Here is a 16,475-nt window from a genome sequence, read left to right as displayed (position 1 = left end):
ATCAGGTAATTTAATCAAAACGGGGATGCTGTTATGGCATCCCCGTTTTGATTTCTAATAAGCCTTAGCCCTGACTTCTTCTACCTCTTCCACCGTGATCGCCAGGTCTTTACCCAGCTTGCGGAAGCCATCACTGGTCACGACATAATCGTCTTCCACCCTGATTCCGCCAAAGTTTCTATAGGCTTCCACTTTATCGTAATTGATGTATTCTGAAAATTGATTACTTTCTTTCCACTGATCGATCAGTTCGGGAATAAAGTAAAGTCCTGGTTCTACTGTTAACACATAACCTTCTTCCAGGGCTTTGCCTAACCTCAGGGATTTCAGGCCGAACTGAGTGGTATTCTTTTTCAGCTCGTGAGTATAGCCAACATATTGTTCACCAAGGTCTTCCATATCGTGCACATCCAGTCCCATCATGTGACCTGTACCACATTGAAAGAACAAGGCATGAGCTCCCTGAGCTACTGCATCCTCCAGGTTTCCTTTCATCAGGCCCAGAGATTTTAATCCTTCTGCAAGGCTGAGGCAGGATTTATAATGAAGATCCAGGTAACGCACTCCCGGTTTCAATGTTTTTACCGCTTCCTGATAGGCATGAAGTACGATGTTATAAGCATCCTTTTGTTCCGGAAGGAACTTTTTCCCTGCAGGGAAAGTACGGGTAAGGTCGCCGGCATAGCCCATAGCTGTTTCCGCACCTGAATCGTTTAAGACCAAATCCCCTTCTTTTAAAATGTTGCCATGGTAATGGTTGTGCAGGATATGTCCCTGAACAGTTAAAATGATCGGGTATGACAGTTGTCCGCCGGATTTCAGTGCAACCTGATGAACCGCAGCAGCGATTTCGTTTTCTGACATTCCTGGTCTTGCAATTTGCATAGCGATCAGGTGCATATCCGCAGAGACCTCTGAAGCTTTATCCAGCTCTGCCAGCTCTACTGCTGATTTTACCGAACGTTGTGCCACAACAGCTTTAATGAAGGGCACAGATACTGCTGCACTCAGGTCATTCAGTTTAAGGTCCAGCAAATCTGCCAGTTTTATTTTAGATTCCGCACGGTATGGAGGCAGGAAATGAACTTTCCTTCCTTTTGCCGTTTTAAGATAAGTTTCTAGTTGGGACGATGGGGATACGGAGGTAATTCCGGCATCATCGGCTTTCGCAGCAAGGGTCTTTTGTCTGCCCATCCATACGATGGCATCCATACTCATTTCATTTCCAAACAGGATCACTTTATCTTCATCAATATCGATGATTGCCGCCAGTCCCGGGTCCTGAATTCCAAAGTAATAAAGGAAAGTACTGTCTTGTCTGAAATGATAAGTATTGTCAAGGAAGTTCATCGGACTCTCTTCATTTCCTAAAAAGAGCAGGATTCCTGAACTGAATTGTCCGGCAAGTTGTTTTCGTCTTGCTATATATTCGTTTTTATGAAACATATTTTTGGTTTTAGGGTATTGATTCAAAGTTAAAGAAACTTCATGTGGTTAGGTACAGGATACTGTAAAAAATACCCGTAAACCAGTAGAAAAAACTACTGGTTTACCACGATTGTAAGTCAGCGGTTGGCTTTTTAGTTTTGTGGGACAACAAAAAACCTTTCACCAAGCTATTAAACACAAACAAATACATGATGAACATTAAAAAATTACTTTTTTCTTTTACCGCTGCTGCGGTGTTGTTTACCATGAGCACCAGCAATGCAAATGCTCAGGATTACAAAAATGCAATCGGCGGCCGTTTTGGTAATGCCAACGGAGTAAGTTTCAAAACAACACTGAACAAAGGTGCGATGTTGGAATTGATTGGAAACTTCAGAAGCAATAGCGGTGTTACTTTTCTTAACCTGACTGGTTTATACGAGGTTTACAATCCGATTAAAGGTGTTGAAGGCTTCAACTGGTTTTATGGTGGAGGTGCGACCGTTGGTGCTTACAAGATCAAACATGGTGGTGGCAGTGATGTATACCTGTCTGCAAATGGGGTTTTAGGGCTAGACTATAAATTTAAAAATGCACCGATCAATCTGTCTTTGGATTGGGTTCCTGCTTTACAATTTACACCTGACACAGAATTCTGGGGCGGTGATATAGGTTTAGGCGTACGTTTTACGTTCTAAATAAAGAAAATTCAACCTGTGAAACTGAAAGGCGAAGTATTTGATTATTTCGCCTTTTTTGTTTTTCTGATGATGGATCATTTTTCTAAAGACAGCTTGCGCAGCTGGTTGTATTCTTCAAAGATCCTTTCCTCTTCTCCTTTCATATAATCAGATGAAAAAGGTGCGCCACAATCTTCACTATTGATCAGGTGAAACAGTTTCCCCTTAGCAAAATAAAAACGGTCCGACACCACCTCCGCATCTTTGGTTTCGAGTGTGCTCTTATAGCGCATTTCTGTTTCATAAACAAAAGAGAGTTTCCCCTGCATCAGGTAATACTCAGAAAGCTTCTGGCTCATTTCGGCAAACTGCCTGACCACCATTTTTTGTAATCCGTTTTTCAGGTAGTAGAACTTTGCTTCCCCACCTTCCGAGGAGAAATCAAGATCGATCCGCTTTACCTTCTGCCATTTAGCAATGCTATTTAGTTTATTATAGTTTGCTTTGATTGGTTTTATAGCGGAGACTAAATATTCATTGACGGGCAGGTCCTGTTCAGCGGTATGCTCTTTTAAAACCGCAACGTTTGAGGGGCGCTGTGCTTTTGTTTGTTGCAGGCAGAAAATAAGGCTGCAACATAAAATCATTTGATATAAAGGGATTAATTTCATTATGGAGTGATCATCGTTTGTTTTTAGTCAATATTCCATATATTGTGATTCAAGTTACGAAAAACAGACGCAAACTTAATCATCAGACACCATAAAGAAAATTGCGGGATATAATTTTAGAATAACAACATCTTATGATCAAGCGCTTTTATATTGCCATCTTTCTTTCGTTGCTCATGATTTCCTGCAACAGCAATTCCAACAAGAAAAAAAATAAAACGCCTGATACCGCTATTGTTTCAGACTCCCCTGTCGTATCCGATGCCATCCTCAGGGATACAGTTGCAGGTCCGGCTACAGGCCCCGATGAAGCAGAAGAACCTTACCCTTCCAGGTCCTTTATCAGTCAACTTCAGGTTAAATCTTCAGATGTGGTTAAAGTTAAATTGACAAAGGTCGATTCGATCTATCTTGCAATCAAAATTTTCAGAGGCATTGTGATGAAAGTCTACAAAGGTAAATTAAAAGCAGGTCAACAGCTCAGTTACATCAGCATGTCTGACAGTAATTATGACAATCCTCCTGTGGATACCTTGGTTGCCTTTCTTTTTAAGAGTAAAAAACCAATGCCAAACCTGCCATTTAAGGATATTTATTATGGAACTGTAGAGGAAAATGGGATGATGGGATACGCTGAACGTGTGGATAGCCTGGCGATGAAAACCGCCAGACAAAACAGCAGGAAGCTTAAGTAAGGTAAGAAACGGATATGAAGAGGAGCTCCCCCATTAAAAAAGAACAGTTATTGTTTAAGTCTGGTTATCCTGTTAACACTTATATTTTAATAGGTTTACCAGTTGTGATTCTGTTGTTATGCCTGCTAAACAAGGCCAATCTTTTGGGATTGGTTTTCTACCTCCCTGCTTTCCTGTTGCTGTTCTATTACTTCTTTTGCAGGTACAGCTGTAAGATTGAACTATTGGAAAACAGGCTAAAAATCAGGTATTTCGTTCCATGGAATAAAAACAGGACGATAGACTTAAAGGGACTCGAATATGTTGATTATGGAAGAGGTCATTATGCCCCTTTCAGCGATCGGCCAGTAGCTTATCGTCCGGGGCTTAGAATTTGTTACGATCTGTTGAGACTTTCAGAATCCATGGAAGTACCAATGACAGAAGTCCGGATCAATACCAGAATGTTTGGTTTTAAAAGCCTTGTAAATACGCTCAGAAAAACCTGCAAAATGTGTCTCGTTAAAGTTGAAGAGCATACAGTTATTGGTCTTTAACAGATGACAGTTCCTCATTAACAGAGGATATCCAGGTTGCGTTGATGCGGAATAGGATGTTCATTTTTGAGGTAGAAAATACAAATCTGATCTGTGAGGTAATCATAAGCATCATCTTCTAAATAAGGTGCTGATGCTTTCATTAATTTCTTCGCTTCTCTTTTGATTTGTGCGATCTCTTTCTGATTAAATAATTCCGAATTGATCAGCGTGTTCATTACAAATTGTGCCAGTAGCTTATGACTGGCTGAATAGTTAATGTTTCCATTTCTATGCGCCTCATCTCTGAGCTTCTCAATTGCCCTTAGCAATTCACCCTGAACAGTATCCGCCTGTCCACTGGGAGGAACCATTGTCTTCCATATTTTCTTTGCCACATCCGAATGCTGTAAATCACTGGGAAATTCAGATTGAAGTTTCGGGTCTGGCCTATAAACTGGTTTTAGCAAGGCACATCTGGCCACCAACAGTTTAACATCTTCAGGAGTATGTTCCAGCCATTTCCTTGGCGTTACCCCATGTCTGTTTGGATAGTCCAGATCTGCACCAAGCATCATGATCTGTTCAACCACATTCAGATGAAGCTGGCGGACCTCAGCTTCGGTTCTCCATGGGAAACCCTGAAGCGCCCAATAGGCTACCGTACAACCATTGTGATCAGGGAGATTCACATCCCCGTTAAATTCCAGGAGTAGTGCCGAGACTTTCACGAGTTTCTCCTGTTGTAAAGTCACATGCAGGCTATTGTAGCCGCTCTTACACTTCACATTAGGGTTGGCTCCTTTTTCCAGTAAGTAACGAATCATTATTAAGCGATCTTCCTCCTCAGCAATACCAAATGAAGTAACGGCCTTCATGATCAAAGGGGTATAATAGACATCATCAACGAAAGCATCAACGTCAATATCATTCTGTTCAATGATCGTCTTCAGCTCTTTTATTTTTCCTTTGGCAATAGCCATCGATAGTTCCGCTCTGTGTTGAGCTGGTATTAATTTCAATCCTGTTCTTTTTTCAGGTATTGCGCTTTCAGGAATAACTCCTTCTTTAAGAATAGCCGCGGGTTCTTCTATTTTCGCCTTCTCTTTACGCTTAAACAATCCAAAAAACATATCTTCAATTTAAGTTTCCCGCTAAATTACCATATTTTAAACTTCCAGCAGGGTTTCTTAGGTTTGCAGACCTAAAATTTCCACGAAATAGTTCTTCGGCATAGGAAATAATTAATAATTTTGACCTTATAAACTTCAGGAATCTATTCATATATCATGTCCGTTTCAAAAGCTTCAATTTCAGATTTATCAGAATTACTATCATTGGTAAATACAACCTATCGCGGTGAGTCTTCTAAAAAAGGATGGACCGACGAAAGCGCTTTTGTAGGAGGAGACATCAGGGTTGATAAACAAGCTTTATTGGGTGACCTTACAGATCCTAACTTTTACATCTTAAAGTATACAGATGCAAATGAGCAGATTATTGGGTGTGTCAATTTGCATAAAAAATATGATAAACTTCATTTAGGGATGTTTGCCGTTCGTCCGGAGCTTCAGTCTGCCGGAGTTGGAAAGATGTTATTACAGGCAGCAGATGAGTATGCAAAGACGTTAAACTGCAAAGCAATTAACCTGACGGTGATACAAGGAAGAGATGAATTGATTGCCTATTATCAAAGGAGAAACTATGTGTTAACGGGTAACAGCTTTTCCTTTCCTGTTGAGTACCATAAATTTGGCGTACCACTGCAAGAGATCACCTTGGTAGAAATGGAAAAGGAAATTGATAGGATTATTTAACATCATTTAAGAGCTCTTTCAATGTTACTTTCAAAGGGATAATTTGATACGGATCGTGAGTACATTCATAAATATTTCGGTCTAAATCCATACCAATAAAGTCACCATCTTCAAGGTCCTTGATATGGTAATAATCTTTTCCATCCAGTACTACAACGTATATTGATGAAGGATCCATCAAATCGATTTCTTCGGAGGTAAGAACCTGTTTTAACTGATCGAAATCATGATTTTCATAGTATGCCTTTTGACAATGACTAACATCAATCTGCCTGGGATCAATCTGATATCCTTCAGTTGCCTTAATAAAGTATCCATGTACCATCCCAAAAAAAACATAAATCGTATAATCTAAAAAAAACTGGCTTTTAAGATCAAAAACTCTGATTTCCTCTAATTTATATGCCTTTTTCTTTTCATCCTTATATTTAGCCAGCGCATTTTGATGAAAAGTAAAAGAAACATATCCTGGTTCAGCAGGATAGCGGAGATCAATTCCACTAAGCGCACCATTGCGGATCTGTTCGATCAAAAGATCATCATCTTTTTCAGGTAAAGTAGTCAACACATTCAGCAACAACTCTAGTTCCCATTCCTCAATTTCTGTTCGTTTTTTACGTTTAAATAATCCAAAAAACATATACCTTATTCTTTATCCTGCTTAAAATTGTCTGATTCATCCAAAGTTGGGTTCGGTCTAATTCTGTGTTATATTTTTAACCGGAGTACTTACTTTTCCCAACAACTGATACAAAGACTAACACCCAGTTTTCCTAACCTCCGGGTGAAGTCGGGTCCGAATTCCATATTACATTGTCCCTCATAGGCATATAGATACCAAATGCTGATCAGATCCGCTGAAATTCCTATTAATGTCAGCTCATCTATCTGATGTTCAAGCAAGTTTAGAAAATGAGGTAACGCTTCATTAAAGAGCGGAGCATCTTCCTCAATCACCATGCGCCACCAGGAAAAGTCAGGATCTCCATCTGATTTCCCTAATATAGATTCAATAGCAATCTTTTGATCTGAATCTGATGAAATCCTCAGTTCGTAGCAACTACCCATATTATTGTTAACTTTTGTTAAAAATTATTCCCTCAATTCAAACTACCATCAAATTTCATTATCATTGACATAGAACCATTAACCAAGGTTAAATAAATTTATTCAAACCGACGCTATGTTTATCAAAAGACCTCCTCACAAATCCAGGATTCTGATCATTCTATTTTTCCTGATCGGAACCTTTGCTTCCTGTAAAGTTGCGCGTTTTGTGTATTACAATTTTGCGGACATTGATGATTATAAAATATTCCCTTCCCGTGAATTGCATAACGCCGGGCCAAAATTCTATTTTCATCAGACGGATAAAGGAAAATCTCCGAAAAACATTCATTCGGAACAACAGGGAGAAATTCCTTTTGATCAATACCTGGAAGAGAACAATACCGTTGCCTTTATGGTCATTCATAAGGATACCATTCAATATGAGAAATATTTTAAAGGTTATGATAAAGCAGCAATTGTCCCCTCCTTCTCGATGGCAAAATCTGTTACCTCGATCCTGATTGGCTGCGCCATTAAAGATGGCCTGATAAAATCTGTAGATGAACCGGTAACGAATTATATTCCTGAATTAAAAGAGAACGGGTTTGACAAAGTCACTTTGGAACACCTTTTACAGATGACCTCAGGCTTGGAGTTTAATGAAGGTTACAGCAACCCCTTCGGAGAGGTAGCCACCTTCTATTATGGTACAAACCTGAGGAAAGCAACTACAAAGCTGAAACTAAAAAGAGCACCAGGCGAGGCTTTTGAATATGTAAGCGGAAATCCTCAAATACTTGGGCTGGTATTAGAGAGGGCACTAAAAACAAAAAACATTACCGAATACCTTCAGGAGAAATTATGGCAACCTCTGGGAATGGAATATGATGCCAGCTGGAGTCTGGACAGAAAAAAAGACGGATTGGAAAAAACCTTTTGTTGCATCAATGCAAGGGCAAGGGATTTCGCGAAAATTGGCAGGTTATACTTAAACAAAGGAAACTGGAACGGACAACAGATTGTTCCCGAAAGCTGGGTAAAGCAATCTACAAAAGTGGATACCAGTAAAGGCAGTGCCTGGTATTATCAATACCAGTGGTGGCTGCCCACCAAGAGCGGAGATTTTATGGCCGCAGGGATTTTAGGGCAATATATTTATGTAAACCCCGCTAAAGACCTGGTTATTGTAAGATTGGGCAAGAACAAAGGAAAGGCAGATTGGGACCAGATCTTCGTAAAGATTGCTGCGGAGTATTAAGCCATTAGTTCCGGATCATTAAAAAGCCCCGATGTTTCGGGGCTTCAAATTCATATCTACTTATTTCTTCTCCTTTAACAACTTAAAAGAAGTTGCTTTAAACCGGCCATCAACCACTTTACCTGTCACCTCTGCTTTTCTGATTTTATTGCAAAAACCATCCTTAGCATGGGCATCGCCATGGTCGTCAAGACCTGTTCCGTCCACAAAATAAGCGTGTCCACCAATGCGTACAGCAAGGTCACATTCTTTTCCTTCCATGCCGAACTTACATTCTCCACAAGCTGTTTCCACTACCTGAGGCTTTTCTTTAGTCGCCACAACCGTTTCTTTTTTCACTTTTTCCTGAGCCTGGACAGCAATTGCAAAGCAGGCAAAAAACACAAGAGCAATCAGTTTTTTCATGATCATTAAATTTTCTATAATAGTACTGATAAATCAGGAGCTATCGAAATGATTTCGGTGTACCCTGCATTTGTCTTTTGAAAAAGATATTGAAGTTAGCCGGATATTCAAAGCCGAGGCAATATGCAATCTGGGCTACGTTCCATTCTGTATGCTTCAATAAAGCCACTGCTTCTGTAGCGATCCTTCTGGAAATATGTTCAGAAGTTGTTCTGCCTGTAACTTCTTTCACTGCATGGTTCAAATGGTTCACATGTACCGAAAGCTTGTGTGCAAAGTCATGTGCCGTTCTGAGACATAAAACATGATCCGTGGAACCGATCGGAAACTGACGTTCCAAAAGCTCCAGGAACAGGGAAGTCAGCCTTACCGAAGCATTATTCTCTTTGAAATAAGTATCTGCAGGTCTTACCTTTAAAGCCTCATGTACAATGAGGTGGATATAATTGCGGAGCATCTCATATTTATGTACATAATCGCCATCCAGCTCATCCATCATCTTTATAAAGATGTCCATAAAGGTCTTTTCCTGTTGCTCGCTGATATTAATCATCGGGCAATCGTGAATCCTCCATAACAGGGACTCCCTCAGACTTTCATTTCTTTTATGAATGAAGTTTTCCGTAAACAGGCAAAAATACCCTGATTGTGTATCAGAGGTACATTCCCATGCGTACGGAATATTGGGATTCGTGAACAATAGCGCCCTTCCGTTTACTTCTATCTGTTGATTTGGATAGTGAAGAGTTCCGGAACCTATAATGAGTGAGATTTTATAAAAGTCTCTACGGTTATAGGGTGTCGGGTGTAAGGTACAATGGGTAGACCTTTTAAAAACACCAAAATGCCCGATATCATTCACCATCTCTAAATTGGGGACATGGATATCCGGACGGATCTCCTTTAGCCAGTCATAGTAATCCTGAAGACTTTGCGTCTTATGGGCTAAATGCAGGTCTGGGTTTTTAGTTAACATTACTTTAATCACTATATAAAATTACGGTTTGATCACGTTACCTTCACGAAGTTCTTCGGATGGTTCCGTAACAATTTCATCACCAGCATTAAGTTCGCCAAAAATCTCGGTTTTATCATCCGTTAACCGTCCTTTTTTAACGTTAACCTTCACTGCTTTATTTTCTACCACTTTCCAGACAAAAATTCCTTCGGCAGTTTCCAGGACTGCTTTACGTGGAACAGTAAAAGTACTTGCATTTGCCGGCAGCGGAATATGAACCTCAGCCACCATTCCTGGCAGGAGTTCTTTACTGTTATTAGGCACGTCTATTTCCACCCTTTCAGAACGCAGGCGCAGATCCAAAGCGCCCGACAAGCGTTTTACTTTTGCGGTAAAGGTTTTTTCCGGCATGGACTTCACACTGAAAGTCACTTCATGTCCGTCTTTCAGGTAACCGGTATAAACCTCCGGAATGGAGATGGCCAGACGAAGGTTTTTCTGTTCCTGCAAGGTGAACAAAGGAAACTCAGATCCTTTTCCTGAAGGGCCAACATACGCGCCTAAATTTACATTCCTTGCGGTGATGATGCCATTAAAAGGAGCCCGGATTTCCAGGTAATCCCTGATATTACTCACTTCTTTATAGGAAGCTTTGGCTGCTTCAAACTGCGCCAGATCAGAATTCCTGCGGGCAACGGCCTGGTCTAGGTCGTTCTTTGAGATCGTTCCGGGTGTTTTACTCGTTTCATACAGGCGGTCGTAATTTGCTTTACTGGCAGTATACAAAGCTTCCTGAGCTTTCAACCGGGATTGTGCAGCAGCGAGCTGCGAATTGGTTTCCGGAGCCTCCAGTGTCATCAGCAACTGACCTTTGGTTACTTCCGAGCCGATGTCAACTTTTAAGGTCTTCACAAAGCTGCTCACCTTCGCATACAGGTCTACCTGCTGGAAAGCACTCAGTTCGCCGGGAAGCTGTAAAGCGGTAGAAAGTTTTTCCTTTTCCAGTTTAAAAGTAGCGATCACAGGTTTCTTTTCTGTCGAGCTGGCTGTTTCTTTCCTAGCACTGGCTGTACAGCCGTTAATGATGCTCAACAGGGCTAAACTCCCTGCTAAGATCATCGTATTTTTTGTGGTGTTGGTTTTCATCTTCTATATTTTTATAGGGCTAAGCTCCTTATTTACTATTCTTCTAATCCTTTGATGTAATGTTTGCTCTCTTCATCCTCAGGATCCAGAGAGATGGATGCCGTAGACACCTTCCCTTGTACCCATGCAAAAACAAGAGGTAAGATAATCAAAACGGCAAAGGTTGAGGCAATTAAACCTCCGATCACGGCTCTTCCCAAAGGGGAAACCTGATCGCCACCCTCACCGTGTCCGATGGCCATCGGCAACATCCCGGCAACCATCGCCACACTCGTCATGATGATTGGCCTGATCCTTAAAGCCGCAGCCTCTCGGGCCGATTCCAGTGCATTTCCATTGTGGAGACGTAAGTGTTCGGCATTGGTAATGAGCAGCACCGCATTGGCAATAGACACCCCTACCGACATGATGATTCCCATGTACGACTGCAGGTTGAGCGTAGATCCGGTAACCTTCAGCAACAACAAGGCCCCTAAAACTACTGCCGGAACGGTGGTCAGGATCACCAATGGCACTTTAAAGGATTGGAAATTGGCAGACAGCATCAGAAAGATCACTACGATCGCCACAAGAAGTCCTGATTGTAAACTTCCCAGTGTTTCGTCCAGTACTTTAATCATCCCTACCGGCTGTACGATCAGTCCGCGGGGCAGTTCACCGACAGATTTAATCGCTTTATCCACATCTTTGGCTGCAGAACCAAGGTCCATTTTATTGAGGTTTGCGGTAACAGAAAGGTAAGGCATCGCACCTAAATTGTCGTTCTCTCCATAAGTGGTATCAGAAGTGATGGTCGCTACATCGCTTAATACCGGCCGGTTCACATTTCTCAACAGGGGAATCTCGCCTAAATCTTCTTTACTGTTCATCTGGTTAAAAGGCACCTGAACCTGAACACTATACGCCAGATTGATCTTTTCATCTATCCATATATTCTTATCGGTATACCTCGAAGATGAGGTTGAAGCCACCAGAGATCTCGAAATATCGGTCAGGTCTACACCCAGTTGTGCCGCTTTAACCCGGTCGATATTGACGTTCAATGAAGGGTACTTAATTGCTTGTGCCAGCTGAATATCCCGCAGATATGGAATGGTTTGCAGCGCTTTCATCACCTTTCTGGCATACACTTCATTCTGGGCTTTATTCTTGCCTGCAATGCGGACCTCTACCGGAGTTGGCGAACCCTGGCTCAGCACCTTATCCGTGAGTTCAATAGGTTCAAAAGAAAGTTTCACATCAGGTTCCAGCTTTTTCACCCTTTCCCTCAGCTGATCTTTAAATTCTTCCATATCCTCATGGTAATCCTTAAATCCTACCTGGAACACCGCTTCATGCGGACCTGCCATAAACAAATAGATGGGGTTTACAGAGAACAAAGCAGGGTGTTGGCCCACATATACAGAAGAAATAGACAAGTGTTCCGGACCAACGATGTCCTTTAATTCTTTCAGGATCACCTGCACCTTTTCTTCAGTACGTTCCAGCCTCGTCCCATCCGGTGCACGCATTCTCAATTGAAACTGACTTGAATTTACTTTAGGCAAAACATCTCTTCCGATATTGCTCAATAATAAAGCAGCAGCACCGATAATCAGTACCAGATAACCCAATACCACGATTTTCCGGTGTGGCATGATGCGGTCAAGGAAACGCATGAAACGATTTCTAAAACGCTCAAAAAGAGAAACTTTACCATCATCATTAAAATCTTCGCGTTCTACAAGGACCTTCTTTTGATTTAAAGTGTCTTTTTCCGATTCCAGACTCAATCCGGTTGCTTTAAACACCGCTTCATCTTCAGTGATCTCTGCACCATGTGCTTTCGCTTTCTTAGGATGCGCCACCATCAGCCAGTTGGCCATGATGGGTACAAATGTTTGCGATAAAAAGAAAGAGACGATCATCGAGAATCCAATGGCCAGGGCCAGTGGAAGGAACAATGCTCCCGGAATACCCGACATGGTAAATGCTGGTGCAAATACCGCCAGGATACAAAACAGGATCAATAATTTCGGGAAAGCGATCTCCTTACAGGCATCCCAGATGGCCAGGGCCTTGGGTTTCCCCATATCAAAATGCTGGTGGATATTCTCAATCGTTACCGTGGATTCGTCTACCAGAATCCCGATTGCCAGGGCCAGTCCGCTTAAAGACATGATGTTGATGGTTTGCCCGAACAGCTTCAAAAACAACACCCCTGCTATAATTGATGTTGGAATGGTCAGGATTACGATCAATGCTGCCCGTTTATCACCAAGAAACAAGAGCACCATCAGACCGGTAAGCAAAGCACCGATGACGCCCTCACTGATCAGACTTTTTACCGCATTGATCACATACACCGATTGGTCAAACTCATAGGAGAGTTTCACATCTTCCGGCAGGGTGTTCTGTATCGCAGGCAGGTTTTCTTTTAGTTTACTCACCACATCCCAGGTTGAGGCATCTCCGGATTTGGCAATGCTCAGGTATACGGAGCGCTTGCCGTTGATCAGCGCATAGCCGGCTGTAGCATCTGCCCCATCCCTCACCACTGCCACATCACGCAGGTAGAGGTTTTGCACTCCTCCTTTAAACAAAGGGATATTTTCAAATTCTTTTACTTTCTGGATCGTGTAATTTGTTGGCGTCAGGTAGTTTTGATTGCCCATACGGACGTTTCCTGATGGTGCAGTCTGGTTGTTCACCTTAATGGCTTCCACCACCTGATCTACTGTCATGTTATGTGACCGCAATAATTCAGGATCAACATTGATCTCAATCGTCCTGATGTTCCCACCAAATGGAGCAGGCGATAATAATCCGGGGATTGCGGTAAAGGAAGCACGCACATAAGTATTGGCAAGATCCTGCAGCTCGTTATTAGAGCGGATGGGACTGCTCAATACCAGTTGTCCGACGGGCAGAGAGGAAGCATCAAATCTGATGATAAAGGGGGGCTGGGAACCAGGAGGGAAAATCGCCTGTGCCCTGTTCGACAAAGCACTGAGCTCTGAGGCCGCCTGTGCCATATTTGTCCCTTCGTAATAGGTCAGCTTCATCAGCATCAACCCTTGCACGTTTTTGGTTTCAATCGTTTTTACCCCACTGGCAAAAAGTAATATATTGATGTATTGCTTCCCGAAATAAGCTTCCATTTGTGTAGGCGTATATCCCCCAAAAGGGTGAGCGATATAGATCACCGGAAGGTTCATTTTAGGTAAAATATCTACCTTGATATCTCTGATGGCACCAATTCCGAAGAAGAACAAACCGGCAACAAGTACCAGGATGGAGATCGGTTTTCTAAGTGCAAAACGTATTAAATTCATGTAGGAGGTTAATTAAAATTCATTGATAAACAGGTCAAAATTTCCAAGAGCAGCAGATTTCAGCAACAGGGCCTGCCACACGTTGGTATAGGCAATGTCGCGGTCTGTCTCTGCGCGGTTGAGGGTATATAAAGCCTGAGTGAGGTCTACAATCGTGCTGAGCCCATTTTTATACAGGGTATTCTTTTGCAGGTAAGCTTCTGAAGCCGCCTTTACCTGAACAGGTGCTTCGTTGTAATTGTCGACCGCATTTTTCAGTTTGGTATCGGCAATCGCTACCTGTGCCTGCAACTGCTGTCCGGCCAGTTCATATTCGTTCTGTAATCCTTTGGAGAGGTATTCCTGTGCCCTCACCTGAGGATGAGTCCTCAGAATGCTCGTCAGGTTCCAGACCATTCCTACACCGACCAGGTAATTGCCCCTTACCGGATTGATGCCATCCCCATAATTTTGAGTAAAGGCGTTCTGATTTTGTGCATAGGCAGAACTGAACCCCGATCCCCTGCCCTGCATTACCCCAAATAATGAAAAGGTCGGGTAATAAGATTTGCGGAATAGTTTTGCCTGTTCATTGCTCAGCTCAACCCTGTTGCGGTAATATTTTAACAAAGGGTGGGCATTTTCATTGAGCATGCTATCGGCATAAAGTACCGCCGGCACACGAGTAATCGATGCCGTGTCCAGCACAAGGTCTGTAACAGTAATCCCCATCAGCACCCCTAAACGGTTTGCCTGTTCCTGTTCCAGGTCTTTGGCCTTGGTTAAGGCAATTTTTGCACTGGATACTTCAGCCTTTGCCAAAGAAGAATCCACTCCGGCAATCAATCCGTTGGTGGCCCTGATGACTGCGGTATTTTTAAAAGTGATGGCGCGGTCCAGGTTGCGCTCCTGCGATCTGCGGAGCCGTTGTGCAGCAAGCAGGTTCAGGTAAGTAGCCGAAACACGGATCTCGTGCTGAAATTTTTCCTGAGCCAGGTCATTTTCATCACGCTTAAGGATCGTTTGGGCAACCTTGATCTTCTCTCTGATTCTGCCAAAGGTGAAAAAGTCCCAGTTTACATTGGCCAGGTACAGGGCTCCAAAAGCGGCATTCCAGTTTTGGCGGTCAAGGGATGGGCCACTGGAGGCGACACCTAAGCCGCCTAATCCGTAGGAAGGTCCATTTTGTCCGTTAATCGTTCCGTAATCCTGCTGTGCAGATAAACTCAGGTTCGGCAGGTAATCCCGGCGGGCCTGCTGAACGCCTGCTGCTGAAGCGCTCAGGTAATTCCCTTTTGCTTTGATACTGCCATAGTTATTCAAAGCGGTACCGATGGCATCTTTTAGTTTGAGCATTTGTGCATTTGCTCCCGGGGCACTAAGGGTCAAAATGCCGCATAGTGTGATCACAAATAATAAAGGTTTGGGCATGGTGTGTGTTTTACACCGCAAATGTATCGGCTGCCTGTATAATCAAAGTATTCAGTTCAAACCAATAATTATGAAATTCAAACAATTGTGCCGCTTTGATATTAATGACATTTCCATTACATCTGCTTTCAAAAAGATTTAACAGTTAATTAATAGTGATCATGGAGATAATATTTTATATTTATTCTAATTGTGAAACCATATTTTATTATTCAAGTAAAAAAAGTTAATATGACAACATTTGGTAATAAACAAAATGAAAGTGCTGAACTTTTGAATGAAATAACACCCTGGGAGGATGCTTTGCAGGCACTGACCTCCCGTGTCGCTGCTCTGGAATTATCGGCCACACAGAACGGCAGAATCATACCTGTAGGCAATGGAACGGGAATACTTAACATTGATGGCGATCAGCTTAGCCTGAATGGCAAAGCGATCAGGTTACAGGCAAATGATGTGATCGAGATACAGGCAGGGACTTATCAATGGATTGATATGTGCAATGTGACACTTTCTGTGGGTGGTGTGCTTTACGTAAAAAACAATGGCCTGGTGATCATCAATGAAGGTGGCTTTAACCTTTATGGAAATAAACCGGTTAAAAATGTGGTCTTCGACTTTGCCGGTTTTCCCGGTTTGGAATATGGTTTAAAAAACATTTATACAGGGCCGCATGCAAGATTTCATATCGATACTCATAGTATTGGTGGTTATCAGAACATCACGATCCGCGGGCTCGAATTTGTGAACGTATGGGACAGGGGCTTAAGATCCGGGGGGCAAAATATAGATTTCACAGATACAGGAATTAAAGCGATTTCGGGATTACTGATCGAGAAATGCCGTTTCATATCAGACAATAGTCCTGAATGTGGTGGTGGAATAAAACTTGGAGGAGAAAGAAATGAAGAGACAGGAACAAATAAAGGATATATCGAAGACGTAGTCATACGTGATATAGAACTCATTGGTGGAGCAGGTAACATTTATCTGGGTAATGCCAATAATTACGAGATCTATAACATTAAAATTGAAGGGGTTAACACTCCCGAATCCGGGCAGGAAGAAATCATCACTGCCAATGGATGGGGGAAAATTGAAGGTATCCACCATCCACTGCTGCAGTAA

General features: G+C 42.3%; 16 protein-coding genes. 6 read left to right on the top strand and 10 right to left on the bottom strand.

Annotated features, from left to right (window positions below; genetic code table 11):
- Positions 1 to 54: 54 nt before the first annotated feature.
- Entirely contained in the window at positions 55 to 1,446 is a 1,392-nt protein-coding gene (locus BUC20_RS25985) for an aminopeptidase P family protein (protein ID WP_073235052.1), read from the bottom strand.
- A gap of 191 nt (positions 1,447 to 1,637) precedes the next feature.
- Between BUC20_RS25985 and BUC20_RS25980 the strand changes: the two genes are divergently transcribed.
- Positions 1,638 to 2,126, top strand: coding sequence for a hypothetical protein (locus tag BUC20_RS25980; protein WP_234994604.1), 489 nt, complete (start codon positions 1,638 to 1,640; stop codon positions 2,124 to 2,126).
- Positions 2,127 to 2,203: 77 nt separating this feature from the next.
- Here the strand turns inward: BUC20_RS25980 and BUC20_RS25975 are convergent, their stop codons facing one another.
- Positions 2,204 to 2,779: a hypothetical protein gene (locus tag BUC20_RS25975; RefSeq protein ID WP_073235050.1), complete on the bottom strand. Its 576-nt coding sequence runs from the start codon at positions 2,777 to 2,779 to the stop codon at positions 2,204 to 2,206.
- Between the two features lie 134 nt (positions 2,780 to 2,913).
- Here BUC20_RS25975 and BUC20_RS25970 point away from each other — a divergent pair, with 134 nt between their 5' ends.
- Both BUC20_RS25970 and BUC20_RS25965 read left to right on the top strand, forming a co-directional pair.
- Positions 2,914 to 3,474, top strand: a complete 561-nt coding sequence (locus tag BUC20_RS25970; protein WP_073235047.1) for a hypothetical protein — start codon at positions 2,914 to 2,916, stop codon at positions 3,472 to 3,474.
- A 14-nt stretch (positions 3,475 to 3,488) separates the two neighbouring features.
- Positions 3,489 to 4,010, top strand: a complete 522-nt coding sequence (locus BUC20_RS25965; protein WP_073235044.1) for a hypothetical protein — start codon at positions 3,489 to 3,491, stop codon at positions 4,008 to 4,010.
- Positions 4,011 to 4,027: 17 nt separating this feature from the next.
- Here BUC20_RS25965 and BUC20_RS33630 read toward each other — a convergent pair whose 3' ends face one another.
- The gene (locus BUC20_RS33630) at positions 4,028 to 5,122 is read right to left on the bottom strand and encodes an ankyrin repeat domain-containing protein (protein ID WP_084529286.1); all 1,095 of its coding nucleotides are present in this window, start codon (positions 5,120 to 5,122) and stop codon (positions 4,028 to 4,030) included.
- A 156-nt stretch (positions 5,123 to 5,278) separates the two neighbouring features.
- Here BUC20_RS33630 and BUC20_RS25955 point away from each other — a divergent pair, with 156 nt between their 5' ends.
- The gene (locus tag BUC20_RS25955; RefSeq protein WP_073235041.1) at positions 5,279 to 5,806 is read left to right on the top strand and encodes a GNAT family N-acetyltransferase; all 528 of its coding nucleotides are present in this window, start codon (positions 5,279 to 5,281) and stop codon (positions 5,804 to 5,806) included.
- On the opposite strand, the gene BUC20_RS25950 is transcribed toward BUC20_RS25955, so the two are convergent.
- Both BUC20_RS25950 and BUC20_RS25945 read right to left on the bottom strand, forming a co-directional pair.
- Positions 5,799 to 6,446 carry a hypothetical protein gene (locus BUC20_RS25950; RefSeq protein ID WP_073235038.1) on the bottom strand — a complete coding sequence of 216 codons (648 nt, stop codon included), beginning with the start codon at positions 6,444 to 6,446 and terminating at the stop codon, positions 5,799 to 5,801. The two genes, BUC20_RS25955 and BUC20_RS25950, sit on opposite strands and share 8 nt — an antisense overlap.
- An 89-nt stretch (positions 6,447 to 6,535) precedes the next feature.
- Positions 6,536 to 6,874: a hypothetical protein gene (locus BUC20_RS25945; protein WP_073235035.1), complete on the bottom strand. Its 339-nt coding sequence runs from the start codon at positions 6,872 to 6,874 to the stop codon at positions 6,536 to 6,538.
- Positions 6,875 to 6,989: 115 nt separating this feature from the next.
- On the opposite strand from BUC20_RS25945, the gene BUC20_RS25940 reads away from it, so the two are divergent.
- Positions 6,990 to 8,114, top strand: a complete 1,125-nt coding sequence (locus tag BUC20_RS25940) for a serine hydrolase domain-containing protein (protein WP_073235033.1) — start codon at positions 6,990 to 6,992, stop codon at positions 8,112 to 8,114.
- Positions 8,115 to 8,174: 60 nt separating this feature from the next.
- Here the strand turns inward: BUC20_RS25940 and BUC20_RS25935 are convergent, their stop codons facing one another.
- From BUC20_RS25935 to BUC20_RS25915, 5 genes are read right to left on the bottom strand one after another with little or no spacing between them, the layout of a single operon-like run.
- A complete protein-coding gene (locus BUC20_RS25935) occupies positions 8,175 to 8,519 on the bottom strand; it encodes a DUF6370 family protein (protein WP_073235701.1) in 345 nt (114 codons plus the stop codon).
- Between the two features lie 40 nt (positions 8,520 to 8,559).
- Positions 8,560 to 9,495 (bottom strand): helix-turn-helix domain-containing protein, encoded by a 936-nt coding sequence (locus tag BUC20_RS25930; RefSeq protein ID WP_073235030.1) that lies wholly within the window; start codon positions 9,493 to 9,495, stop codon positions 8,560 to 8,562.
- Positions 9,496 to 9,516: 21 nt separating this feature from the next.
- On the bottom strand, positions 9,517 to 10,623 hold the full coding sequence (locus tag BUC20_RS25925; RefSeq protein WP_073235027.1) for an efflux RND transporter periplasmic adaptor subunit: 1,107 nt from the start codon (positions 10,621 to 10,623) through the stop codon (positions 9,517 to 9,519).
- A 35-nt stretch (positions 10,624 to 10,658) separates the two neighbouring features.
- Complete coding sequence (locus BUC20_RS25920; protein WP_073235024.1) at positions 10,659 to 13,937, bottom strand: efflux RND transporter permease subunit; 3,279 nt, start codon at positions 13,935 to 13,937, stop codon at positions 10,659 to 10,661.
- A 12-nt stretch (positions 13,938 to 13,949) separates the two neighbouring features.
- The gene (locus tag BUC20_RS25915) at positions 13,950 to 15,347 is read right to left on the bottom strand and encodes a TolC family protein (RefSeq protein ID WP_073235021.1); all 1,398 of its coding nucleotides are present in this window, start codon (positions 15,345 to 15,347) and stop codon (positions 13,950 to 13,952) included.
- Positions 15,348 to 15,578: 231 nt separating this feature from the next.
- Here BUC20_RS25915 and BUC20_RS25910 point away from each other — a divergent pair, with 231 nt between their 5' ends.
- A complete protein-coding gene (locus BUC20_RS25910; protein ID WP_073235018.1) occupies positions 15,579 to 16,475 on the top strand; it encodes a hypothetical protein in 897 nt (298 codons plus the stop codon).

Source organism: Pedobacter caeni (genome assembly GCF_900129215.1).
Lineage (GTDB): Bacteria > Bacteroidota > Bacteroidia > Sphingobacteriales > Sphingobacteriaceae > Pedobacter > Pedobacter caeni.
This window is presented reverse-complemented; position numbering and strand designations above follow the sequence as displayed.